Raw genomic sequence first — 22332 nt, 5'->3', positions numbered from 1 at the left:
GGACCCGTCGGCCAGGCAACCCGCATGATTGTTGTGCACAACATTCCCTGTAGCGCGAGGCGCGTGTGGCCACGACCCGGCGCCACGCACGCCTCCCGGTGAGCGACACCACCGGCTACCGGCCGGATATCGACGGGCTGCGCGCCTTCTCCATCATCGCGGTGCTGGTGTACCACGCTTTTCCCGATTGGCTGCCGGGGGGATTCGTCGGCGTCGACGTCTTCTTCGTTATTTCCGGCTACCTGATCTCAGGCATCATCCTGCGCGAGAGCGCCGCGGGGAGCTTCAGCCTGGCGCACTTCTACCGCCGCCGGGTCCAGCGCATCTTCCCCGCCACGGCGCTGGTGCTCGCGGTCACAATGCTGGCGGGCTGGTGGGTCCTGCTGCCCTACGAATACGCCCAGTTGGGCAAGCACACTGCCGCGAGTGCGGGCTTCGTCCCCAACCTCGTGTACTGGACCGAGGCGGGCTACTTCGACACCGACAGCAAGCTGAAACCCCTGCTGCACTTCTGGTCCCTTGGCGTCGAGGAACAGTTCTACCTGGTCTGGCCGGCGCTGCTCCTGCTGGCACTGCGCCTGCGGCAGGCGCTGCCGCTGATCCTGGCCCTGCTCCTGCTGTCCTTTGCCAGCGGCCTGCTGGCTGCGGATCGCGCCAGCGCCTTTTTCCTGCCCTGGAACCGCGTGTGGGAGTTGCTCGCCGGCGCCGCCCTCGCAGCCCTGCCCGCAAGCCGCACACCCGCCGCAGCGGGCCGCACCGCGCAGCACCTGTGTTCACTCGCCGGCCTGGCTCTGATGGTCACCGCCACCATCGTCATCGATAGCGCGGCGGCATTCCCGCGCTGGTGGGCGCTGCTGCCGGTACTCGGCGCCGCGACCATGCTTGCCGCCGGCCCGGCGGGTATTGCCAACCGGCTGCTGGCCAACCCCTTACTGGTGCTGGTGGGCAAGATCAGCTTTCCGCTGTACCTGTGGCATTGGCCGCTGCTGACCTTCGCCCGCATCATGTACTCCGGCGAACCGCCCGCGACCGTGCGCGGCGCCGCGGTGGCGCTGGCGGTGCTGCTCGCCGCCTTCACCTGGCGCATCCTCGAGCGGCCGCTGCGCTACCACCGCGCGCGGCGGGTTCCCGCGCTGCTGCTGGGCGCAATGCTGCTGGTGGCGCTGGCCGGGCTCGTGATCTGGCGGCTGGACGGAGTGCCCGCGCGCACCACACAGTTCAATGCCAGCGCGCAGACGCTCTACTGGAAGGAACTGGGCCTGCACGAACGCGACGACTGCTCCGACCGCCTCAGCGTGCCTGGACGCTGTCTCAGTGACGGCAAATCGCCGCAGGTGGCGGTGCTCGGCGACAGCCACTCGAGCAACGTGTTCTTCGCCCTGGCGCATTACTACCGGGATACGCCGACCGGTGTGATCCGCCTGGGTGTCGGTGGCTGCCCGCCGCTGTATGACGTGAGCGTGCGCGATGCCGGGGCGCCGGACACCTGCCGCGCGGCGACCGCCGGCAACCTCGACTGGGTGCTGGCCAACCCGCAGATCGAGACCGTGTACCTGTCCTCCATGGGCCCGATGTACCTGAGCCAGCGCGGGCGCTACCAGTTGCAGGACCCCGCGGCGCCGGCACTGGACAGCAACCGCAAGGTGTTCGCCCGCGCGCTGGCGGCCACCGTGGATCGCCTGCAGGCAGCCGGCAAACAGGTGGTACTGGTTCTCGACTGGCCGGGGCTGGGCTTCGACCCGGCGACCTGCGTGGATCTGCGACCGCTGCGCCTTGCGCCATTCACGCCGCGGGAATGCCGCACACCCGCTGCCCGCCACCAGCGGCGCGAGGCCGCCTACCGCAGGATCCTGGAGACGGTCGCGGCCCAGCGGCCCGGGGTGATGCTGTGGGATACGCCGGCAGTCTTCTGCGATGCGGATTTCTGCACCGGCATGCACGACGGCGTGCTGCTGTACCGCGACCCGGGCCACCTCTCCCTGCCTGGCTCCCGCTACCTTGGCGAACACCTGCAACTGACCCGCCCAGCAGCGGACTGAACCGCGTCGCTATTGAGTTCCCTGCTCGGCGGCCATCACCTGCAGGCCCTCGAAGACCAGGTCCGCGGCGAACTCGCCGGGCTCGCCGAGCAGGTCGCGCAGCAGGGCCCCGTCGCCACCACAGAAGAACAGCGCAGGCGCTGGTTCGCCGGCCTGGGCCAGGGCCTGTTGGACAGCGCCGGCCTGGGCCAGGGCAATGCCGTGGCGCACCGCCTGCGCAGTGGAGGTGCCCGGGGCCAGGTCGTACTGGGGGTCCTGCTCGAAGCGCACGCGACCGGTGTCGAGCAACAGCGCGCGCTCCATCAGGCGGGCGCCGGGAATGATGTAGCCACCCTCGTGGCGCCCGCCGGCATCCACCAGGTCGATGGTCAGGGCAGAACCGGCATCCACCACACACAGCCTGTCGGCGCAACGGGCGCGCGCGCCGAGCATCGCCAGCCAGCGGTCTACGCCCATGCGCTGCGGCTCGGCGTAACTGTTGGAGAGGCCCGCGCAGTGGGCGGGGGTACGTGCAAACCAGGGTTCCACGCCCCAGCGCTCGCCCAGCATGGTCACAAGTTGTGACTCGTGCTCCGCATCGGCCACGCTGGACACCCAGATTGCTACCGGCACCGGCGCTACACCCAGCAGGGCTTCGCGGCTGGCGGGATCATCGCGACCGTAGCGACCCCGGGCCAGCACCTGGCCATCGTCCACCAGCCGCCACTTGGCACTGCTGTTGCCGAGGTCGATCTGCAGGCAGGGACAGTTCACGACGCGGGCCGCAGGGAGATTTCGCCGCCAAACACACTCTGCACACCGCCGGCCGCGGTTTCCAGGCGCAGCGCGCCGCGCTCGTCCACACCGCGCGCCACACCGGCGACGCGCCGCTCGCCGCTGGCCAGTACCACCGGCTGCCCGGCATAGGCGTCCAGCGCTTCCCAGGCCATGCGCCAGGGGGCGAAGCCGCCCTGCTCGAAATCCGCCAGCATGGGCAGCAACTCGTCCAGCAGGTAACCGAGCAGGACGCTGCGACCCGGCACCGGGCCACCGGCGGCGCGGCGCACATCGGTCCACTGCTGGTCGATGTCCGCACCCGCGGTGGGCGGCATATCAACGTTGATGCCGATGCCCACCACCACCTGGCAGGGGCCGGCGGCGTCGCCGCTCATCTCCAGCAGGATACCGCCGAGCTTGTTGCCGCCGTGCAGCACGTCGTTGGGCCACTTCAGTTGCACGTCGGCCACACCGGCGCGCTGCAGCGCCCGCGCCACCGCCACACCCACCGCGAGGCTCAGGCCCTCCAGCGCCGCCGCGCCCTGGGCGTATTCCCAGACCGCGGAGCAATAGAGGTTGCGGGCGAAAGGACTGACCCAGGGCCGGCCGCGCCGGCCGCGCCCGGCACTCTGGCGCTCGGCGCAGCACACGTAGCCGCTGCGCCGGCCGGCGGCCACCTGGGCCATGGCCTCGGCATTGGTGGAGCCCAGTTCGTCGCGCAGGTCCAGCTGCGCCAGCAGGCCCAGCGCCTGCGGATTCATCGCCGCGCGCACCGCGTCCGCATCCAGCAACTCGATGCCGCCAGGGATTCGGTAGCCGCGACCCTTGATCGACTCGACCTCGAGGCCGAGTTCGCCCAGCTTGTTGAGCTGTTTCCACACCGCGGTGCGGCTGACGCCCAGGGCGTCGGCGAGGGTCTGGCCGGAGACGAACTCGCCGTCGGCGAGCAGGGTTAGCAGCGGTGAACTGGTCATGGTGTTACGCAAGTCGTGCACGATCAGCGGATGATAACAGGCACAGCTGATATCAGGCACAGCTCGGGCCGCGCCCTCCTACTTCACCGCGCAGCTCGCTATACTGTCTGCCGCTGGCGGGCGCCGCCGCCCCGCGCCGCAATGCAGCAACACAGGAATTCCCCATGAGCAGCTACCCGTCCCTCAATTTCGGCCTCGGCGAAGACATCGACATGCTGCGCGACGCAGTGCGCCAGATGTGCCTGAAGGAGATCGCCCCGCGCGCGGCGCAGATCGACCGCGACAACGCCTTCCCCAACGAGCTGTGGCGGGTGTTCGGCGACATGGGCATCCTCGGCATCACCGTGGAGGAGGCCTACGGCGGCTCGGGCATGGGTTACCTGGCCCACTCGATCGTCATGGAAGAGATCAGCCGCGCCTCGGCCTCCGTGGGTCTTTCCTACGGCGCCATGTCCAACCTGTGCCTGAACCAGCTGCGCAAGCACGGCACCGAATCGCAGAAAGAGAAGTACCTGCCCGGCCTGTGCGCCGGGGAAAAGATCGGCGCACTGGCCATGAGCGAGGCCAACGCCGGCTCCGACGTCGTCAGCATGCAGTTGCAGGCGCGCCGCGAGGGCGACGTGTACATCTTCAACGGCACCAAGATGTGGATCACCAACGGGCCGGACGCGGATGTGTACATCGTCTACGCCAAGACCGACCCGGCGGCGGGCTCGAAGGGTATCTCCGCGTTCATCGTGGAACGCGACCTGCCCGGTTTCTCCCGCTCGCCCAAGCTCGACAAGCTGGGCATGCGCGGCTCCAACACCTGCGAGCTGGTATTCGAGGACTGCGCGGTACCGGCGGAAAACCTGCTCAAGAACGAGGGCGACGGCGTCGGCATCCTCATGTCCGGCCTGGACTACGAGCGCACCGTCCTCGCCGCCGGGCCGGTGGGCATCATGCAGGCCTGCATCGACGAGGTGCTGCCCTACCTGCACGACCGCAAGCAGTTCGGCAAGTCCATCGGCGAGTTCCAGCTGATGCAGGGCAAACTGGCCGACATGTACGCCGACCTCAACGCCAGCCGCGCCTACCTCTATGCCGTCGCCGCCGCCTGCGACCGCGGCGAGGAAACGCGCCAGGACTGCGCCGCGGTGATCCTGTACACCGCGGAGAAAGCTACCCAGTGCGCGCTGGAGGCGATCCAGGCCATGGGCGGCTTCGGCTATACCAACGAGGCCAATACCGGGCGCCTGCTGCGCGACGCCAAGCTCTACGAGATCGGCGCCGGCACCTCGGAGATCCGCCGCATGCTGATCGGCCGCGAGCTGTTCAACGCCAGCCGCTGAACCGGCGCGCCTCCCCGCACCTGATGACAAGGCAGCCATGACCCTCCCCTCCCGTGTCACGCTGGTGGAAGTCGGCCCCCGCGACGGCCTGCAGAACCGGCCCGAGCAGATTCCGCTGGCGGCCCGCCTGCGCCTGCTCGACGACCTCGCCGCGGCCGGCCTGACGGTCATCGAGACCGGCAGCTTCGTCAACCCGCAGTGGGTACCGCAAATGGCGGACAGCGAGGCGGTATTCCGCCAGGTGCGCCGCGCGCCGGGTGTGCGCTACACCGCACTCACCCCCAATCTCAAGGGCTTCGAGCGCGCCATGGCGGTGGCGGCGGACGAGATCGCAATCATGACCGCCGCCTCGGAGAGCTTTTCGCAGAAGAACACCAACTGCAGCATCGAGCAGAGCCTGGAGCGCCTGGCGCCGGTCGCGGCCGCCGCCAGTGAAACCGGAGTGCCCCTGCGCGGCTACATCTCCTGCGCCCTGGGCTGCCCCTACGAGGGCGAGGTGGACCCGCATGCGGTCCATGCGCTGACCCGGGCGCTCTTCGACATGGGTTGCTACGAGGTCTCCATCGGCGACACTATCGGCACCGGTACCGCCGGCAGCATGGCGCGGTTACTGGACCTGATACTGAGCGAGTTCCCCGCACATAAACTGGCCGTGCACTGCCACGACACCTACGGCCAGGCCCTGGCCAATATCCTGGTTGCGCTGCAGCGCGGCATCGCCACCGTCGACGCCTCGGTCGCCGGCCTCGGCGGCTGCCCCTACGCCGCCGGTGCCGCGGGCAACGTGGCCACCGAGGACGTGGTCTACATGCTGCACGGTATGGGTATCGAGACCGGTATCAACCTGCCGCGCCTGGTGGACGCCGCGCGGCACGTCTGCGCGGCGCTGGACATTCCCTGTGCCTCGCATGTCGCCAACGCACTGAAGGCCTGAGCGCGCATGCCCGCCCTGCCCCGCCCCAACCTGCGCCACGGCTCGGCCGCACTGGCGATCGCCTGCGGCGCCGGCCATATCGGCTCCCTGTGGCTGCGGGCACTGGACTGGGCGGCGCTGGCCTCACTGATGCAGGGTACGGTCTACCTGTTTATCGCCCTCGGCCTGGCCGGCCGCGGCAAGTTGTCGCTGTACCTCGGCGTGGCCGCACCGCTGGCCGCGGCGGCGCTGCGCCTGCACTACACCACCGGCGAGTTGAGCGCCGGCACCGCGCTCGCCCTGCTCGCCGATACCCTGCTCGCCGCCCTGTGCGCCACCGTGCTGTGGCGACGCCGCGGCGAGGAGACTGCCTGATGGCCCTGAAACCGACGATCTACAAGGCGCAGGTCGCGCTGGCGGACATGGATCGCCAGCACTACGAGGACCTCACCCTGACCCTCGCCCGGCACCCCTCGGAAACCCTGGAGCGTCTCGCGGTGCGCCTGCTCGCCTACTGCCTGAATGCGGGACCGGGGCTGGAGTTCGGCCGCGGCCTGTCGAATACCGACGAGCCGGCCCTGTGGCAAGTGCAGGACAACGGCGACATCGCCGCCTGGATCGAGGTAGGACAGCCGGAGCCGACGCGCCTGCGCAAGGCCTGCGGCCGCGCCGCGACAGTGATCGTCTATGCCTTCGGCCGCAGTTCGGGCACCTGGTGGCAGAAGGAACGCGCCGCCCTAGAGGACCTGCCGCGCCTCGAGCTGTGGCAGTTTGACTGGGAGGAGGTCGAGGCTGCCGCCAAACTGCTGGAGCGCGGCGCACAACTCAACGTGTCGGTGACCGGCGGCGTGATCTACGTGGACAACGGCTCGGCGTCGGCCAGCCTGGAACCGCAATCGCTGCTGCGCCCGAGCTGAACCAGCCAGGCCGCGCTCAGGACCAGGTAGGCCAGCGCCGCCAGCAGGGCACCGGAAACGGCATCCGCGCCCCACACCAGCAGCAGCGCGCTAGCCAGCAGACGCACACCTTCAAGCGCCAGGACCCACCGCGCCGGCCGCCCGTCGAGCCAGGCCGCCGCCAGGCTGAGGGTCGCCAGCAGCACGCACCAGCCAAGGAAACCTGCCGCGTAGGACAGCTGCGCTGACTGCATCCACAGCAGCAGGGCAATCGACGCGACCAGCTGGAACAACGCATACAGCGGCACCCGGGCGGCGACCGCCGGGTCGTACTTGCGAAACGCCGCCAGCTCGGGCTTGGGTCGCGGGTTCGCGGCCGCCACGTCCGCCGGCCGCCAGCCGGTGCGCGCCACCCACACGCGCAGCTTGTCGCGCCAGTCGCGGGTGTACCAGCTGTCGCGGGCCATGTCCGCGTAGATGTGGGTCAGCGCGCGCAGCGGGCTGAAACTGCGCAGCGGGCCGCGGATGCCGAACACCGGGGGCTCCTCGGCCAGTTCCTCCTGGAAGGTGCCGAACAGGCGGTCCCAGAGGATAAACATGCCGCCGTAGTTGCGATCCATGTAGATGTCGTTCTGCGCGTGGTGCACCCGGTGGTTGGATGGCGTGACGAACACCCACTCGTACCAGCCCAGTTTGGGAATATGTTCGGTGTGCACCCAGAACTGGTAAATCAGGTTGATCGCGCCCGCGGTCACCACCACTTCGGCGGGAATGCCGAGCAGGTACATGGGCACATAAAAGACCCAGCCGAGCAGGAAGCCTGTGCTGGTCTGGCGCAGCGCCGTGCTCAGGTTGTACTCCTCGCTCTGGTGATGGGCGACGTGGGCGGCCCACAGGATGCTGCGCTCGTGGCCCAGGCGGTGCAGCCAGTAATAGCAGAAGTCGTACAGCACCAGGGCCAGCAGCCAGGTGCTCCAGTGCCCGGCGTCGAGCAATGGCAGGGAGAAGTATTCGGTCACCAGGTGATAGACGTAGCCGCCGATACCGAGGGTGACGAATCGCCGCGCCTGGCTGAGCACGCCGAGGGAGAGGCTGCCGACGCTGTCGTTGATACGGTAGGTATTGCGGCCGCGGGATACGCCCCAGGCCAGCTCGACGAGCATGGCCAGGATGAAAAAGGGAACCGCGTACTGGACCAGGTTCACGGGGCTATCTCCGCACTACACTGCCTCCGCACTACACTGCTCACTACAGGCCACTCACTACAAGCCGCGCGCTAACGGCCGTTTACAGGCTGCCCGCGATGAAGCTGACCCATGACGCGGTGTCGATGAAGCCCTGTCCGTAGCTGGCGTACTGCTCCCACCAGTCCTGCGCGGCGATCTCCTCCACCGACTTGCCGGCGGCCAGTTGCGCGCGGGTGTACTCCGCGGTGGTCGCGAGGACCTCGATGTAGGCGGCGAGGCCCGCGCGGTCGAGGAAGCCGGCGCCGTGGCCGGGCACCAGTACGGTTTCGTCGTTGACCTGGCCGTGCACGGCGCGCAGGTTGTCGATGAAGCTGAACGCATTGCCGCCGGAACCGATATCGATAAAGGGGAAGGCCCCCTTGAACACGTGGTCGCCCATGTGCACGACATTCTGCCCGGTGAAGAAGATGATGCTGTCGCCGTCCGTGTGCCCGTGCGGGTAGTGCCGGGCGCGCACCAGGTCGCCGTTGAAATGCACCGCTACTTCATCGGCATAGGTGATGACCGGCAGCGCCGCCGCCGGGCTGGGCTCGACCACGCGGTTGAACACCTTCATTTCCTGGCGGGTGCTCATGCGCTGGTAGACATTGTCATGAGCGGCAATCAGCGTGCCCTGCTCGCCCCAGTAGGCGTTGCCGCCCACGTGATCGAAATGCCAGTGGGTGTTGAACAGGAAGCGCGGGGCGCCGGGCACGCTGCTCAGGCCGGCCAGCGCCGCCTCGTAGGCGGGGGCGTACTCGGCGTAGTCCGAGTCGATCAACAGTACGCCGTCGTCACCGACGGAGGCGACCACGTTGCCACCACTGCCCTGCAACTCGTACAGGGGGCCCTTGATCGGCGTGATCTTGACGCGCGGCGCCTCCTCGGCGGCACCGGCGGCCGCGGGAAATACCAGGATGGTCGCCAGGCAGAAAACGGCGAGTGGGAATCGGAACACGGGGGACCTCCTTGCGGCCATGCGATCAGGCGTTCAGGTCGGGAATCATCTCGTCCTTGAGGCGTTCGATGGCGTCCTTGAGTCGCAGTTTTTCTTTTTTCAGGCGCTGCAGCAGGATCTGGTTCTGGTACGGGTACTCGTACATCTCGTGAATCCGGGCGTCCAGGGCGCGGTGCTTGCCCTGCAGTTCCATCAACCGCATGGCCGGGGTCATCACCTCGTTGGCGGCTTCCTGTGCGGACTCGGCGTCCTTGCCAGGCTCTTCGATGTCACTCATGTTCGCAACGTGCTTCCCGGTGCAGCGTCAGACAAGAGTGCCACTCTATACCCGATTCGATTGCCGGTACAAGCGCCGTTCAGCGCGCCGTGCCGGAGGCGGCGATTTCCGCGAGCACATCGGCCCACAGGGCGTGCCCGGGGTCGGCGATGGCCAGGAACGGCGGGCTGAGCAGGCTGTCGCGGCAGTTGTAGCGCAGCGGCTGCCCGGCGAGGTCCAGCAGCGCGCCCCCGGCCGCTTCCAGCAGCGCCTGCCCGGCTGCGGTGTCCCACTCCGAGCAGGGTGCGAAACGCGGGTAGAAGTCCCCGTCTCCTGCCGCCAGGTCGCAGAACTTGAGCGCACTGCCGCTGTTGCGGCGCTCGATCTCCCAACCGGCGCTGGCCAGCCCCGCAAGGCAGCTGGTCAGGCGCTCGCCGCGGTGGCGCCGGCTGGCCAGTACCACCAGCGGGTGCTGCGCGCTCAGCGGACGCGTGGCCAGCGGCAGTCCCGGACAGTCCGGGCCGGTGAACTGCAGGGCGAGTTCACCGGGAATGCCGACAAAGGCGTGGCTGCGCAGGGGTACATAGAGCAGGCCGAATACCGGCCGATGCTCTTCGATCAGGGCAATATTGATGGTGAATTCACCGGTGCGGGCGAGGAACTCCTTGGTGCCGTCCAGCGGGTCCACCAGCCAGAAACGCTGCCAGTCGCGGCGACCGGCGACGTCTTCCGGGCGCGATTCCTCGGAGAGTACCGGCACCCCCGGCGCCAGCGCCTGCAGGCCGCGGCTGAGGATGGCGTGGGAGGCGAGGTCGGCGCGGGTCAGCGGGGAGTCGTCGGCCTTGGCGTGAAACGCATCGGCCCCCGGCGAGTCGTAGTGCTCGACGATGGCCGCGGCGGCCTCCCGGCATACCGCCAGCAGCGGCGCGACCAGGCCCGGTAGTGATAAATCGGTGTGTGACATAAGCCGGCGCATTATACCGGGAACTGCGCCGCCCTGCCCGGCCGCGGACGGCGTCGGGTATAATCGCCGCAGCCCCGTAAACGGAAGGACCGATGATCGACTGGGACAGTGTAGATACCGTGCTGCTGGACATGGACGGCACCCTGCTGGACCTGCACTTCGACAACTTCTTCTGGGTCGAGCACATCCCCGAGGTCTACGCCCGCACCCACCAACTGAGCCCGGCGGAGTCCGCGGCGCGCCTGGACGAGGCCTTTGGCATCGAGCAGGGCACACTGGACTGGTACTCCCTGGACTACTGGTCCGAGCGCCTGCAACTGGATATCCCCGCCCTCACCCACGAACTGCGCCACATGGTGGCGGTGCGGCCGTTTGTGCTGGAGTTCCTGCAGCGCCTGCGCGACGCCCGCCGCGACGTGGTGATGGTGACCAACGCCCACCGCAAGACCCTGGACATCAAGATGGGCCATGTCGACATCACCGGCTGGTTCGACCGCGTGGTGGTCTCCCACGAGCTGGGCGCGCCCAAGGAGGAGCAGGATTTCTGGCACCGCCTACAGGCACTGCACCCCTTCGACCCGGCGCGCACCCTGCTCATCGACGACACCGAGCGAGTACTGGAATCCGCGCGTTGCTACGGCATCGCACACCTGCTCACCCTGCTGCAGCCGGACAGCCGGCGGCAGAAGCGCATCGATACTCGCTTCCCCGGCATTCACCACTTCGACGAAATCATGCCCGAGGCGGCACAGCCATGAGCGGCTTCCAGGGCGAACGCCTGCGCCTGGACAAGTGGCTGTGGGCGGCGCGCTTCTTCAAGACCCGCAGCCTGGCCAAGGCGGCCATCGAGGGCGGCAAGGTCCACCTGGGCGGCCAGCGGGTGAAAGTCTCGCGGGAGATCGCCGTCGGCGACACCCTGCAGATCCGCCAGGGCTGGGATGAGAAAACCGTGGTGGTGCAGGGCCTGTCCGACCAGCGCCGCGGCGCGCCCGAGGCCCAGGCACTGTATTTGGAAACGGCGGAGAGCTTGCAGCGGCGGGAAGCGGCGGCCGCTGCGCGCAAGGCGGCGGGCGGCATGATCGAGCGACCCCTGGGGCGCCCGACCAAGAAGCAGCGGCGGCAGATCCACCGCTTCAAGACCGGCGAGGACGACTAGCCCGGCGGCGCTGCGCCAATGTCCGCGCTGGGCGACGGCCCGGCCACCACCACCCGGTTGCGCCCGAGTTGCTTGGCGCGGTACAGCGCCTGGTCGGCGCGCGAAACCAGTTCACCGGGCTGGGCATCGGTACCCGGCTCCAGCGTGAGCAGGCCCTGGCTGACGGTAATCACACCGAACTGCGGCGAGCCGGCATGCGGGATCGCCTCTTCCTCGACCAGTTGGCGCAGGCGCTCGGCGGTGCGCAGGGCAGTCTCCGCGCAGGCGCCGGGCAGGATCAGGATGAACTCCTCGCCGCCGAAACGCGCGACCAGCTCCCCGGCGCGGGTGGTGGCTCGCTGCATGAGATCGGCCAGGCGTTGCAGCACCCGGTCCCCCGCCGGATGGCCGTAGGTGTCGTTGTAGGCCTTGAAGCAATCCACGTCGAGCATGACCAGGGACAGGCAGGCGCCGGTGCGCCGGGCGCGGTTGATCTCGTCGTTCAGCGCGCTGTTGGCCATGCGCCGGTTGCCCAGCCCGGTGAGCTCGTCGATGTTGGCGAGGCAGGTCAGCTGTTGCCGGGCGTCGCGCAGCTGGCGGTTGCGCTCGCGCAGGGAGTGGGTCAGTTCGCCCAGTTCACGCGACATCGCCTCGCGCTCCCAGTTGAGCGAGATCATGTTGCGGAAGGAGCGGTACATGCGGTCGCAGATCACCACCAGCAGGGCGCAGAAGGCCAACAGCACCAGCCCCAGCACCAGGTTGTAGGGCTGCTCCCAGTAGTTGGCCAGGCTCCACCAGGCGATCGGCCAGATCGCGGTGAACAGGTAGACGATGAAATACTCGCGCAGGATCACCGAGAAACCGACCGATATCGCGGTGATCATCAGGATCAGCAGCAGGAAGGTGTACTGCATGGTGATCGGCACATGGTGCGCGGCGTAGATGTACACCGCCGACCAGATCGTGCCGGTGGCCGCCGAACCCAGTACCAGCCAGGCGTACACCCAGCGCGGCGCTATACGATAGGCGTGGCTGCTCAGCGCGCGACTCATATGCAGCGAGCGCAACAGCAGCAGCGCCAGGAATGCCCCGGCCCACAGCAGCATCGCGGTGGGGTCGAGGAATGGCCAGAACATGGCCAGCGCCGCGGCGACGCCGATCAGGTGGGCGGCCACGGTGGGCAGTTGCCCGTTCTGCATCAGCAGTTCGAGCTGCGCACTGAACAACTCGTGGGCCGGAATGTACCGCTGGTATATCATCTGCTGATCCTACAGTGCGCGGGGCAGATTCCCATGTCCGGAGCGCAAAGCTGCGAGGTGCTTCACACACTCGCGATGCGCGCTTGCCGCGCGCCCCGACAGGGGCGACCATTGGGCCATACACGGAAGATGACATGATCCCTTGGAGAGTATTGCGCGCCATCTGCCTGGTACTCCTGCTGGCGCCCGTCGTGCACCTGACCTACCTGGTAGCCAGGGATACCACCGCCACGCTGGATGCCTCGCCCGAGGCCTGGGCCCCGCATATGGCGGCCTATGTGCGCGAGGACCAGAGCACCACGCTGCCCGAGCGCCCCATCGAAGTGGTGGGCGGCCACCGCGTGACCCTGTGGCGCGGCCTGGAACCGCTGCTGGCGCCGCGCCCGGTGCTCATGCGCGGCCTCGGCAACGCCACCATCGACGATATCGCCCACCACTATGAGCGCCTTGTCGCCTACTACCGGCCGGATACCCTGGTGGTGATGCCCGGCGACAGCGACTTCCACCTGCGCGACAACAAGGACGCCGCACAGCTGGCGGGCGCCGTGCGCGACCTGGTGGCCCTGGACGCGGGCTTCGCCCGGACCCGGCGCATCTATGTCATCTCGCCGCTGAAGACTCCGCTGCACCCCGGCGATCGCGAGCGCGTGGAGGCCTCCACGCGCCTGCTGCAGGAATGGGCGCGAGGGGACGCGCGGGTGGAGATCCTCGACGCCAACGCCCTGCTCTGTGACGCCGAGGGCAACCCCGACCCGGCCTATTTCCGCTTCGACGGCCTGAACCTCAACGAGCACGGCTACCTGCGCCTGTCCCTGTTGCTGAAATCGGCGCTGGAGGCGGAGGAGCCGATAGCTGGAAACGCCGAAACCTAGGCCACGGCAGGGGGGTTTATGGGTTAGAATCCGCCCATGATCTCCGAAATACCAGTCGCGCCACCGCCCACCCCGCTGCTCCAGGCCATCGACGAAGGCGCCGCCATCGCGGACCTCGACAGCGCCGAACTCGAGCAGCTGGCAGACGAACTGCGCCGCTACCTGCTGTACAGCGTCGGCCAGTCCGGCGGGCACTTCGGCGCCGGACTGGGCGTGGTGGAACTGACCGTCGCCCTGCACCACGTGCTGGATACGCCGCACGACCGACTGGTCTGGGATGTGGGCCACCAGACCTACCCGCACAAGATCCTCACCGGGCGCATGCGCCAGATGCAGAGCATCCGCCAGGCCGGCGGGCTGGCCGGCTTCCCCAAGCGCAGCGAGAGCGAGTACGACACCTTCGGCGTCGGCCACTCCTCCACCAGTATCTCCGCCGCCATGGGCATGGCGCTGGCGGCGCGCCAGCAGGGCATCGAGCGCAAGGTGGTGGCGGTGATCGGCGACGGCGCCATCACCGGCGGCATGGCGTTCGAGGCGCTGGCCCACGCCGGCCACGAGCGCCCCAACATGCTGGTGGTCCTCAACGACAACCAGATGTCCATCGGCCACAACACCGGCGGCCTGGCCACCTACTTCGCCAAGATCTGGGCGACCAAGACCTACCTCGGCATGCGCGAGCGCTCCAAGCGCTTCCTCGAGAAGTTCAGCTTCCTCTGGGAGTGGGCCAAGCGCACCGAGGAGCACATGAAGGGCATGGTGGCCCCGGGGACCCTGTTCGAGGAGCTGGGCTTCCACTACATCGGCCCGCTGGACGGCCACGACCTGCCGCAGCTGGTGCGCACCCTGAACAACATGATGGAACTCGACGGCCCGCAGTTCCTGCACATCCGCACGGTGAAGGGCAAGGGCTACCTGCCCGCCGAGGAAGACCCGGTGGGCTACCACGCCATCAACAAGATCGAGGCCAAGCCCAAGCAGCCGCAGCCCACGGTTGCGGCGCGCCCTCGCGGCCCCAAATACCAGGCGGTGTTCGGCCAGTGGCTGTGCGATATGGCGGCGCAGGATGACCGGCTGGTGGGCATCACCCCGGCCATGTGCGAGGGCTCGGGCATGGTCGAGTTCGCCGCCCAGTACCCGGAGCGCTACTACGACGTCGCCATCGCCGAGCAGCACGCGGTAACCCTGGCCGCGGGCATGGCCTGCGATGGCCTGAAGCCGGTGGTGGCCATCTACTCGACCTTCCTGCAGCGCGGCTACGACCAGCTGATCCACGACGTGGCGCTGCAGAACCTGGACGTGACCTTCGGCATCGACCGCGCCGGCCTGGTGGGCGAGGACGGCCCCACTCACCACGGCGCCTTCGACCTCAGCTACCTGCGCTGCATACCCAACCTGGTAATCGGCGCGCCCTCGGACGAGAACGAGTGTCGGCAGCTGCTGTATACCGCGTTCCAGCACCCCGGCCCCGCGGCGGTGCGCTACCCGCGCGGGCAGGGCCCCGGGGCAACCATCGAGGAAACCATGGCGGCGGTGGAGATCGGTCGCGCGGTGACACTGCGCCGAGGTAGCGCCGTGGCCATCCTGAATTTCGGTACCCTTCTGGCGGCCGCGCGCGAAGCCGCGGAGGCGCATGGTGCCACCTTGCTGGACATGCGCTGGGTCAAGCCGCTGGACGAGGACGCGGTGCTGGCGGCCGCCGAGACTCACCGCCTGATCGTGACCGTGGAGGAGAACGCGGTGGCCGGTGGTGCCGGCAGCGCAGTCAACGAACTGCTGGCTGCACACGGTGTGGATGTCGCGGTGCTTAACCTCGGGCTGCCGGACAGCTTTATCCAGCACGGGGCGCATTCCCTGCTGCTGCAGGAGGCAGGGCTGGATGCGGCGGGCATCACCGACGCCATCGCGCAGCGCTGCTCCGACGGCCAGCCCCTGACGGCGGCAGCTGAGTTTCCCGAGCGGCGAACGGCCGCCAATCCCGGCCTGCAGACACCCTGAACGCCGGGCGATGCAGCGCGAATACCAGTTCAACTATTCGGAGATCCGGCCCTCGGTTTTCGACAGCGATGGCCGCAGCCGCAAGGCGGAGACCATCGTCCGCGTGTGCCGGGATTTCCTGCAGACGGAAGACCTCAGCTCCCTCACGCTACTCGACGTCGGCAGTTCCAGCGGCATCATCGACAATTACCTGGCGGACCACTTCGGTGAAGTCTTCGGCATCGACATCGATGAACCGGCGATGGCGTTCGCCCGGGAGCGCTTCGACAAACCCAACCTGCACTTCGCGGTGGGCGATGCCATGCAACTCGAGCGCGGCGACAACAGCGTGGACGTGGTGGTCTGCTCCCACGTCTACGAACACGTGCCCGATGCCGCCGTCCTCTTCGCGGAGATCTTCCGCGTGCTGCGGCCCGGTGGATTCTGCTACTTCTCCGGCAACAATCGCGTCATGCTGATGGAGCCCCACTACCGCCTGCCGCTGCTCTCCCTGTTGCCGCGACCGCTCGCCCACCTGTACATGCGCGCGGCGGGCAAAGGCCGGTACTACCACGAGAAACACCTGAGCTATACCGGGCTGCGCCGGCTGTGTGCCGGCTTCGAGTTGCACGATTATTCACCGCGGGTGATCAGCGAACCGGAGAAGTTCGGCGTGGAATACATGTTGCGCCCGGGCAGCCTGAAGTGGCGACTGGCCAGCACCGTGGCCCGCTACTGCAAGTGGGCCACCCCGCACATCTGGCTGTTGCGCAAACCCGCGGCCTGAAGACGGGGCCATGCCGAACCCAGACAAACCGCAACTGCTGCTGGTCACCCGCAACTTCCCGCCGCTGACCGGCGGTATGGAAAGGCTCATGCAGCACACCGCGCAGGGGCTCGCCGAGTGGGCGCAGTTGAGCATCGTCGGGCCACGCGGCTGCAGCGTCTGGGCGCCGGCGGGTTGCGAGGTCGTCGAAGTACCCGCCTCGCTCGGCGGCTTCGTCACCCGGGGCACGCTCGCCGCCTGGCGCGCCTGCAGCCGGCGCCGTTTCGACCTGGTTATCGGTGGCAGCGGACTGGCAGCGCCCTCCCTGCGCGCATTGCAGTTGCGCTTCGGTGTACCGACGGCGGTTTTCGTCCACGGCCTGGACATCGTGGTGGACAACCTCGCATACCAAACCCTGTTCACCCCCTGCCTGCGCGGCGCCGACCTGGTCATCGCCAACAGCCACAACACCATGGCGCTGGCCTGCGAACGGGGCGTGGCGGAGAAACAGGTGAGCGTCGTCAATCCTGGCACCAGTATCCCTGACCTCTCTCAGGTTGCTTCTCGGGAAGACTTCTGCGCACGCTACGACATCCCGTTCCGACAGATACTCCTGTTCGCAGGGCGCATCACGCGACGCAAGGGTTTATCCCGGTTCATCGAAAACTGTCTCGCTACAATCCTTGCTGAAAAGCCCGAAGCCGGACTGGTGGTGGTTGGCGATAACCCCGGGGACAGCCTGAACCAACAGGGCGAGATGGGCCGGGTACTGGAGCGCGTGGCTTCGCTGTCCCTGGAGAACAAGGTGAGATTCCTCGGCCAGGTCAGCGATGCGGATTTGCTGGCTGCCTTCGCGGCGGCAGATCTGCAGGTCTTTCCGCTGCTGGAGATCCCCGGCGACGTCGAAGGTTTCGGTATGGTCGCGATCGAGGCTGCGGCCTGCGGCACGCCGACCATCGCCTTCCACTGCGGCGGTGTGGCCGACGCCATCAGCGAAGACAGCGGACAGCTGGTCCCACCGGGTGACTACGCCGAATTCACCCGGAGGGTCCTGCAACAACTCGAGGAACAACCTGCCGGCCAGGCCGTCGCATGTCGCAGCCATGCGGAAAAGTACAGCTGGCCGCGCTTTCACCAGCACCTGCACAACGCACTGGGTCCGCTGCTGGAACCCGGGAAAAAACAGCCATGAGCGCTCCGGGGGCTAGGTGAAGATCGATACCCGACGCGCCTCGCACTGGTGGCTGCTCGCCCGACAGGGCGCCTGTGCCGCCGTGGCGGCGTTGCTGCGCCCCCTGCTGCCGCGGCCCCGGCGACCGCTGGTGCTGTTCTATGGCCACCAGTTCTCCGGCAACCTCAAGGCCCTCTACCGGGAGTGGGAACGGAGCTTCGCCGATGACCTTGACGTTCGCTTCATCGCCCTGGACCCGGAATATGCCGCCGCGCTGCGCAGGCAGGGTATCCACTGCCTTAGCGGTACCGAGATCGCAATTATCGCGGCATTGGCGCGCTGCAGCGTCATGGTTACGGATCATGGCCTGCACGCCATGGGCATTCTCATCCACATCAGCAATATTCGCTTCGTGGACGTCTGGCACGGCATTCCCTTCAAGGGTTTCGTCCCGAAGGACTTCGCCCTGCAGCGCAAGTACGACGAAATCTGGCTGTCGTCACCGCTGTTGGCAGCGCTGTACCAGGAGCGCTTCGGTTTTGAGCGGGAGCGCCTCAGGGTGCTCGGCTATGCGCGAACGGACTCGCTGTTCAACTGCACGCCCGCGAGTGGGCAGTCGACCGCGGAACTCACCCTGCCACCGGGAAAGCGCATCCTGTATGCGCCGACGTGGAAACAGGACGATACCGGACGCGAGTTATTTCCCTTCGGCGAGACCGCGGAAAACTTTGTCCGCGCCATCGCCGCGGTCGCGCGCAAGAACGGCGCCACACTGTTGATCAGGAGCCACCTGAACTCGAGCATGAACAGCGTGGATTGTCCAGGCGTGGTGTTCTGTTCACAGCGCGACTTCCCGGATACCGAGGATCTGTTGCTGCAAACCGATATCCTGCTTTGCGACTGGTCCTCAATTGCCTTCGACTTTCTGGCATTGCGCCGACCGATCGTATTCCTCGATGTACCGGCTCCGTTCAGGCACGGCTTTTCGCTCGACGCGTCCTACCGCGCAGGCGCTGTCGTCGACAGCCTGGAAAGACTACAGGCAGCCATCGGCGCCTACCTTGATGACCCCGAACGGTTCACGGCCGAATACGGCGTGTTACAGGAACAGGTACTGCAGGAAATCTACGCGCAATCCACAATCGGCGTTGCCGCGCAGCAGCAACTGGAAAGGTTGTCGGAAATACTGGCGTAAGATCAGTAGCGAATCTTCTCGATTACCTCGGTGGTTGAAATGGCCGGCGTCCTGGGTAGGTAGACCACCTCGCACTGGCCCGCGAAATGGTCGAACTTGCCGTGCCAGTCGTCACCCATGACCAGCACATTCGCCGCGTACCGCGTGATGTAGTCGCCCTTGAGATCGAGGGACTCCTCGTAGAACACCGTGTCTACGCATTTGATCGCCGCGACGATCTCTGCGCGCTCCTGTTGCGTGTATACCGGATAGCGTCCCTTTTTGCTGTGATTCAGCTGGTCGGTCGATACGCCGACCACAAGGCTGTCCCCGTGCGCGGCCGCCCGCTGCAGAATACGCAGGTGCCCGACGTGGAAGACGTCGAATGTGCCGAAAGTAATGACGACTCTACTCATGTCTGCGACCGCGGGCCCCTCTATCTGAATTCATTCCCGGACCGCCCCAGTCGACGGGCCTCCGAACATTTTTTCCAGCAGGCGCTGGACATACCAGTCACGCAACCGCGGAAAGTACTGCATATCCTCTCGCTCGTTGAGGCACAGTGACACGTACTTGCCCCGACGCAACGGCGACAGGGGGAGCACCAGCAACAGGAACGCCGGATCCCCAATGTCGACGTAACGGCACGCGAAGTCGCGCAGTTCACCGCGACCGTGGGCTACTGAATAGTAGGCGTGCATGGATGTCGCCAGCGGGATGTCGGCATTGTGCCGGAACTTGTGCTCCCGTGTCTGCGCCAGGAGTTCCGGGTACTTGCGCTCGATCTCCACGAGTGTGCTGCGCCTCACCGGATACGGCGCGTGGTGCAGGCGTTTTGCGGGCATGTATCCGGTCTCCTGGTACACAAGCCGGCAGGTGTTCAGCGCACCGTGCTCAAATGGCGACAGGTCGGCTTTTTCCGGATCGGGCATATCGTGCTTGCTGGGAAAGACATACACATTGCCCTGTGCGTCGAAGAAATCTCCTTTCTCGACAGGCCGGCAGAGGAAGAAATCGTCATTGAAATACAGGAAGTGCTCGGCCAGCTCCTCAATTCGATGCAGGTTCGATTCTATCGCTCGCGAATTGAAAACAGGTAAAACCGCCGGGTCCGGAAAAACCGCCTCGTGGCTGACCGGGGTTACCCGGGGGTCAGCGGCTACCTCTGCCGGGAGTGTACAGTTGGTCAGCACGAAGATGCGGCGCACCCAGGGCGCATATTTCTTCACGGAACGTATCGAATACACGAGCTCGTTGCGACACTGGAAACGCGCAATGGTCTTCGCAGTTCGGTGACGGGCACCCTCGTCCGAATTGGCTGCCAGCGCCGACTGGTACTGGACGAGCCAATCCTTGTCCTCATGATTGACCCATGTATACACTACGTCTACTTGCAACCCTGGTCCCCCGCCTGTCATCGATGGGCGCTGATCGAAAACACCGGATTGTAGCGTAATCAGTAGAGTGGCTTCATATGAATTCGAGCATTTGGTAGATGTACTTCGGTCCATTCAGGAAGGTTAAAAAGTTCAGCGAATGGCTGAAACTGCACACCACTTACGGGAGACTGGACCACTACAACCACCTCGCGTTGACCAGCAAGTCACCAGGCATTTCATCCGAACCCCGAGAGCGCTCGCTCACCGTCACGCTGACTACTTACGCCCATCGCATTCACAGCGTGCACCTGGTCATCGAGAGCCTGCTGCAACAAACGGTCAAGCCCGATCGAATCATTCTGTGGTTGGCCGAGGAGGAGTTCCGCGACCAGCCCGTTCCCGTAATACTGGCGCTACAGCAAGCGCGCGGCTTGCAAATCGAGTACTGCGAGGAACTGCGTTCATACAAGAAAATCATTCCCGCTCTGCTGCGCTATCCCGACGACATCCTGGTCACTGTCGACGACGACGTTATCTATCCTCACGACCATATCGAGCGTCTCTACTTGGCCTACAGCCGGGCACCCGAAACTATACATTGCGGCCGCGCGCACCTGATCACGAGGCACAGCGACGGCACACCCGCACCATATGCGCGCTGGGAGTACGAGCACCAGCAATCAGCAGAATCCCTACTGGTTTGTCCGACTGGCTGTGGTGGCGTTATCTACACTGCCGCCAGCTTCGACCGGGAAGTGACAAATGTCGAGGCTTTCACTGAGCTGGCTCCCAGCGCGGATGACCTGTGGCTGAAGGCCATGAGCCTCCGCTGTTCGACACCGTGCCGCCTCATGGACTTCGCCAGACCCTTCGACCACTATCTGAAGGTGCCGGATATCCGCGGTGACAGCCTGAAGTATGCCAACCACCGCAGCGAAAATGACCGCCAGTTCCGACGCATACTGGAGGCTTATCCTGACATTCGCACGCTTATCGCCCGCGCCGATTGAATACCCACTTAGCGACCCCTGAGCGCCCAGCGGCGAAGGACGCGCCAGGGCATCACCCAGGAACGAAAATAGAACGGTTTCTCTCGCAAACATAGCACGGCGTAACGTAGTGCAGTTCCAAGTTGCCCTAGAGCGGCATGCCGCAAGCCAAGGCTTGCGAGGACATCGACGCGCTTATATCCCACCAACGGGGCCAAGTCGTCAGGTAGGTACGACTCGAGTTCCGCCAGACTGGCCAAAAAGGAGCTATCGAATGTAATACTGCGCAGGTGGTCTACTGTTATCTCCGCCGACCAGCTGCCCGGGACTGCACGGCGGTAGACCGACATCTTTTCCGGGAGGTACCAAACCCCTCCTGACCCTGCAAATACCTCGATGAAGAAATCTCCGATAGGTGCGCTGTAGATGAACTCCGGTGGATTCTGCATGTACTCACTACGCAGGAAAAATGAAGAGGTCGGCGCGAATTGGCCGTGACAGCGGAAAATATCCCTGTAACGCAGCAAGCATTCTCCGGAGCCCCGCTCCAGAAATGTGTAGGAAGACGGCGCACCGGAGTCATCAAGACAGTACGCGTCGTGTACACAGAGGTTGATACTGGGCCGCTGGTCGAGCGCCGCCACCTGCCGCTGCAGCTTGTGCGTATCGACCCAGCTATCATCCCCCTCACAGAGCGCCAGGTACCGACCCCGAGCCTGGCTCGCGAGGAAGAACGCCGGCCTGAAGCCGCCCTTGGAAAACTGGTTCTCTACCTGCAGAGTCGCGCGAATGATGTTGGGATAGCGTTGCTGGTAGTCGCGAATGATCTGCGCCGTACCGTCGGTTGATGCATCATCATGCACCAGTATTTCGAATGAGCAGCTCCCCGACTGCAGCAGGAAACCCCGAAGAGCATACTCGACGTAGGCGCAATGATTGTACGTCGGGCACAGTACACTGACGTCAATCTTTTGAGGATCCCGCCATGTCGCGATGATCTCCGCCTCGGTCGGCAGCGCCTGACTGTTAGAGCTCACTTCCAAGCGCTATGTCCGATGCGCTTAAGAGAGCCTGTGCAGTATTGGCCAGAACGTTTCATGCAGCTTTTGACGAGGCGAGGCAATAGAATTGCGTGACATGGTATACCGCCCGCCATGGCGACGCCAAGCAGCAGGAGCTGCACCACTAATCCGCACCAATAGCGACGGATCGATATGAGAATAGCCGATGACAGTCCACTGACGGCGGCAAAATTCAGGCTTCTTCCTTGCGAGCAACAGGGAATGTAATTTCCACACCG

General features: G+C 66.0%; 23 protein-coding genes. 13 read left to right on the top strand and 10 right to left on the bottom strand.

The window, feature by feature from the left end; translation table 11 throughout:
* The first annotated feature begins 98 nt into the window (after nucleotides 1-98).
* The gene (locus E4634_RS02020; RefSeq protein ID WP_167854727.1) at nucleotides 99-2039 is read left to right on the top strand and encodes an acyltransferase family protein; all 1941 of its coding nucleotides are present in this window, start codon (nucleotides 99-101) and stop codon (nucleotides 2037-2039) included.
* A 9-nt stretch (nucleotides 2040-2048) separates the two neighbouring features.
* On the opposite strand, the gene E4634_RS02015 is transcribed toward E4634_RS02020, so the two are convergent.
* Together E4634_RS02015 and birA are read right to left on the bottom strand one after the other, a co-directional pair.
* On the bottom strand, nucleotides 2049-2792 hold the full coding sequence (locus tag E4634_RS02015) for a type III pantothenate kinase (RefSeq protein WP_135440937.1): 744 nt from the start codon (nucleotides 2790-2792) through the stop codon (nucleotides 2049-2051).
* Nucleotides 2789-3769: a bifunctional biotin--[acetyl-CoA-carboxylase] ligase/biotin operon repressor BirA gene (gene birA / locus E4634_RS02010; RefSeq protein ID WP_135441112.1), complete on the bottom strand. Its 981-nt coding sequence runs from the start codon at nucleotides 3767-3769 to the stop codon at nucleotides 2789-2791. Before birA ends, E4634_RS02015 begins: the two co-directional genes overlap by 4 nt.
* A gap of 164 nt (nucleotides 3770-3933) precedes the next feature.
* On the opposite strand from birA, the gene E4634_RS02005 reads away from it, so the two are divergent.
* The 4 genes from E4634_RS02005 to E4634_RS01990 are packed head-to-tail and all read left to right on the top strand — an operon-like array spanning nucleotide 3934 to nucleotide 6930.
* Nucleotides 3934-5100: an isovaleryl-CoA dehydrogenase gene (locus E4634_RS02005; RefSeq protein WP_135440936.1), complete on the top strand. Its 1167-nt coding sequence runs from the start codon at nucleotides 3934-3936 to the stop codon at nucleotides 5098-5100.
* Between the two features lie 37 nt (nucleotides 5101-5137).
* Nucleotides 5138-6034 carry a hydroxymethylglutaryl-CoA lyase gene (locus E4634_RS02000; protein ID WP_135440935.1) on the top strand — a complete coding sequence of 299 codons (897 nt, stop codon included), beginning with the start codon at nucleotides 5138-5140 and terminating at the stop codon, nucleotides 6032-6034.
* 6 nt (nucleotides 6035-6040) lie between these two features.
* A complete protein-coding gene (locus E4634_RS01995; protein ID WP_135440934.1) occupies nucleotides 6041-6388 on the top strand; it encodes a hypothetical protein in 348 nt (115 codons plus the stop codon).
* A complete protein-coding gene (locus E4634_RS01990) occupies nucleotides 6388-6930 on the top strand; it encodes a YaeQ family protein (RefSeq protein ID WP_135440933.1) in 543 nt (180 codons plus the stop codon). The genes E4634_RS01995 and E4634_RS01990 overlap by 1 nt, the downstream gene beginning before the upstream one ends.
* Here E4634_RS01990 and E4634_RS01985 read toward each other — a convergent pair.
* The 4 genes from E4634_RS01985 to cysQ all read right to left on the bottom strand — a co-directional run bounded on the left by E4634_RS01985 (nucleotide 6867) and on the right by cysQ (nucleotide 10313).
* Complete coding sequence (locus E4634_RS01985) at nucleotides 6867-8114, bottom strand: sterol desaturase family protein (RefSeq protein ID WP_135440932.1); 1248 nt, start codon at nucleotides 8112-8114, stop codon at nucleotides 6867-6869. The two genes, E4634_RS01990 and E4634_RS01985, sit on opposite strands and share 64 nt — an antisense overlap.
* Before the next feature lie 82 nt (nucleotides 8115-8196).
* A complete protein-coding gene (locus tag E4634_RS01980; RefSeq protein ID WP_167854726.1) occupies nucleotides 8197-9093 on the bottom strand; it encodes an MBL fold metallo-hydrolase in 897 nt (298 codons plus the stop codon).
* A 25-nt stretch (nucleotides 9094-9118) separates the two neighbouring features.
* Nucleotides 9119-9370: a YdcH family protein gene (locus tag E4634_RS01975; RefSeq protein ID WP_135440930.1), complete on the bottom strand. Its 252-nt coding sequence runs from the start codon at nucleotides 9368-9370 to the stop codon at nucleotides 9119-9121.
* Between the two features lie 79 nt (nucleotides 9371-9449).
* Nucleotides 9450-10313 carry a 3'(2'),5'-bisphosphate nucleotidase CysQ gene (gene cysQ, locus E4634_RS01970; RefSeq protein WP_135440929.1) on the bottom strand — a complete coding sequence of 288 codons (864 nt, stop codon included), beginning with the start codon at nucleotides 10311-10313 and terminating at the stop codon, nucleotides 9450-9452.
* A 92-nt stretch (nucleotides 10314-10405) separates the two neighbouring features.
* Here cysQ and yrfG point away from each other — a divergent pair, with 92 nt between their 5' ends.
* On the top strand, nucleotides 10406-11071 hold the full coding sequence (gene yrfG, locus E4634_RS01965) for a GMP/IMP nucleotidase (protein ID WP_135440928.1): 666 nt from the start codon (nucleotides 10406-10408) through the stop codon (nucleotides 11069-11071).
* Nucleotides 11068-11469, top strand: a complete 402-nt coding sequence (gene hslR / locus E4634_RS01960; protein WP_206046767.1) for a ribosome-associated heat shock protein Hsp15 — start codon at nucleotides 11068-11070, stop codon at nucleotides 11467-11469. Before yrfG ends, hslR begins: the two co-directional genes overlap by 4 nt.
* Here hslR and E4634_RS01955 read toward each other — a convergent pair.
* Complete coding sequence (locus E4634_RS01955; RefSeq protein WP_135440927.1) at nucleotides 11466-12707, bottom strand: GGDEF domain-containing protein; 1242 nt, start codon at nucleotides 12705-12707, stop codon at nucleotides 11466-11468. The genes hslR and E4634_RS01955 overlap by 4 nt on opposite strands.
* Nucleotides 12708-12841: 134 nt before the next feature.
* Here E4634_RS01955 and E4634_RS01950 point away from each other — a divergent pair, with 134 nt between their 5' ends.
* The 5 genes from E4634_RS01950 (at nucleotide 12842) to E4634_RS01930 (ending at nucleotide 18685) form a co-directional block, all read left to right on the top strand.
* Complete coding sequence (locus E4634_RS01950; protein WP_135440926.1) at nucleotides 12842-13579, top strand: SGNH/GDSL hydrolase family protein; 738 nt, start codon at nucleotides 12842-12844, stop codon at nucleotides 13577-13579.
* Between the two features lie 36 nt (nucleotides 13580-13615).
* Complete coding sequence (dxs, locus tag E4634_RS01945) at nucleotides 13616-15574, top strand: 1-deoxy-D-xylulose-5-phosphate synthase (RefSeq protein WP_135440925.1); 1959 nt, start codon at nucleotides 13616-13618, stop codon at nucleotides 15572-15574.
* Nucleotides 15575-15584: 10 nt separating this feature from the next.
* Nucleotides 15585-16340 carry a class I SAM-dependent methyltransferase gene (locus E4634_RS01940; protein WP_135440924.1) on the top strand — a complete coding sequence of 252 codons (756 nt, stop codon included), beginning with the start codon at nucleotides 15585-15587 and terminating at the stop codon, nucleotides 16338-16340.
* 10 nt (nucleotides 16341-16350) lie between these two features.
* Entirely contained in the window at nucleotides 16351-17511 is a 1161-nt protein-coding gene (locus tag E4634_RS01935; RefSeq protein WP_135440923.1) for a glycosyltransferase family 4 protein, read from the top strand.
* Nucleotides 17512-17593: 82 nt separating this feature from the next.
* Nucleotides 17594-18685, top strand: coding sequence for a CDP-glycerol glycerophosphotransferase family protein (locus E4634_RS01930; RefSeq protein ID WP_167854725.1), 1092 nt, complete (start codon nucleotides 17594-17596; stop codon nucleotides 18683-18685).
* 2 nt (nucleotides 18686-18687) lie between these two features.
* Here E4634_RS01930 and E4634_RS01925 read toward each other — a convergent pair whose 3' ends face one another.
* Complete coding sequence (locus E4634_RS01925; RefSeq protein ID WP_135440921.1) at nucleotides 18688-19080, bottom strand: FAD synthase family protein; 393 nt, start codon at nucleotides 19078-19080, stop codon at nucleotides 18688-18690.
* A gap of 30 nt (nucleotides 19081-19110) precedes the next feature.
* Nucleotides 19111-20046 carry a stealth conserved region 3 domain-containing protein gene (locus E4634_RS01920; RefSeq protein WP_167854724.1) on the bottom strand — a complete coding sequence of 312 codons (936 nt, stop codon included), beginning with the start codon at nucleotides 20044-20046 and terminating at the stop codon, nucleotides 19111-19113.
* Nucleotides 20047-20159: 113 nt separating this feature from the next.
* Between E4634_RS01920 and E4634_RS01915 the strand changes: the two genes are divergently transcribed.
* Nucleotides 20160-21053 (top strand): glycosyltransferase family protein, encoded by an 894-nt coding sequence (locus tag E4634_RS01915; protein WP_135440919.1) that lies wholly within the window; start codon nucleotides 20160-20162, stop codon nucleotides 21051-21053.
* A gap of 8 nt (nucleotides 21054-21061) precedes the next feature.
* Here E4634_RS01915 and E4634_RS01910 read toward each other — a convergent pair whose 3' ends face one another.
* Nucleotides 21062-22069, bottom strand: coding sequence for a glycosyltransferase (locus E4634_RS01910; RefSeq protein WP_240725064.1), 1008 nt, complete (start codon nucleotides 22067-22069; stop codon nucleotides 21062-21064).
* Between the last annotated feature and the right edge of the window lie 263 nt (nucleotides 22070-22332).

Origin of the sequence: Mangrovimicrobium sediminis (assembly GCF_004745945.1) — a bacterium.
Lineage (GTDB): Bacteria > Pseudomonadota > Gammaproteobacteria > Pseudomonadales > Halieaceae > Mangrovimicrobium > Mangrovimicrobium sediminis.
Note: the sequence above shows the minus strand (reverse complement) of the source record. Positions and strands in the feature narration are given on the sequence as shown.

What these genes read in the sequence shown, in the direction of transcription:
- birA (WP_135441112.1), bottom strand. Translation starts at nt 3,769, where the DNA reads ATGACCAGTTCACCGCTGCTAACCCTGCTCGCCGACGGCGAGTTCGTC.
- E4634_RS02005 (WP_135440936.1), top strand. Translation starts at nt 3,934, where the DNA reads ATGAGCAGCTACCCGTCCCTCAATTTCGGCCTCGGCGAAGACATCGAC.
- E4634_RS02000 (WP_135440935.1), top strand. Translation starts at nt 5,138, where the DNA reads ATGACCCTCCCCTCCCGTGTCACGCTGGTGGAAGTCGGCCCCCGCGAC.
- E4634_RS01995 (WP_135440934.1), top strand. Translation starts at nt 6,041, where the DNA reads ATGCCCGCCCTGCCCCGCCCCAACCTGCGCCACGGCTCGGCCGCACTG.
- E4634_RS01990 (WP_135440933.1), top strand. Translation starts at nt 6,388, where the DNA reads ATGGCCCTGAAACCGACGATCTACAAGGCGCAGGTCGCGCTGGCGGAC.
- E4634_RS01975 (WP_135440930.1), bottom strand. Translation starts at nt 9,370, where the DNA reads ATGAGTGACATCGAAGAGCCTGGCAAGGACGCCGAGTCCGCACAGGAA.
- cysQ (WP_135440929.1), bottom strand. Translation starts at nt 10,313, where the DNA reads ATGTCACACACCGATTTATCACTACCGGGCCTGGTCGCGCCGCTGCTG.
- yrfG (WP_135440928.1), top strand. Translation starts at nt 10,406, where the DNA reads ATGATCGACTGGGACAGTGTAGATACCGTGCTGCTGGACATGGACGGC.
- hslR (WP_206046767.1), top strand. Translation starts at nt 11,068, where the DNA reads ATGAGCGGCTTCCAGGGCGAACGCCTGCGCCTGGACAAGTGGCTGTGG.
- E4634_RS01955 (WP_135440927.1), bottom strand. Translation starts at nt 12,707, where the DNA reads ATGATATACCAGCGGTACATTCCGGCCCACGAGTTGTTCAGTGCGCAG.
- E4634_RS01950 (WP_135440926.1), top strand. Translation starts at nt 12,842, where the DNA reads ATGATCCCTTGGAGAGTATTGCGCGCCATCTGCCTGGTACTCCTGCTG.
- dxs (WP_135440925.1), top strand. Translation starts at nt 13,616, where the DNA reads ATGATCTCCGAAATACCAGTCGCGCCACCGCCCACCCCGCTGCTCCAG.
- E4634_RS01940 (WP_135440924.1), top strand. Translation starts at nt 15,585, where the DNA reads ATGCAGCGCGAATACCAGTTCAACTATTCGGAGATCCGGCCCTCGGTT.
- E4634_RS01935 (WP_135440923.1), top strand. Translation starts at nt 16,351, where the DNA reads ATGCCGAACCCAGACAAACCGCAACTGCTGCTGGTCACCCGCAACTTC.
- E4634_RS01925 (WP_135440921.1), bottom strand. Translation starts at nt 19,080, where the DNA reads ATGAGTAGAGTCGTCATTACTTTCGGCACATTCGACGTCTTCCACGTC.
- E4634_RS01915 (WP_135440919.1), top strand. Translation starts at nt 20,160, where the DNA reads ATGTACTTCGGTCCATTCAGGAAGGTTAAAAAGTTCAGCGAATGGCTG.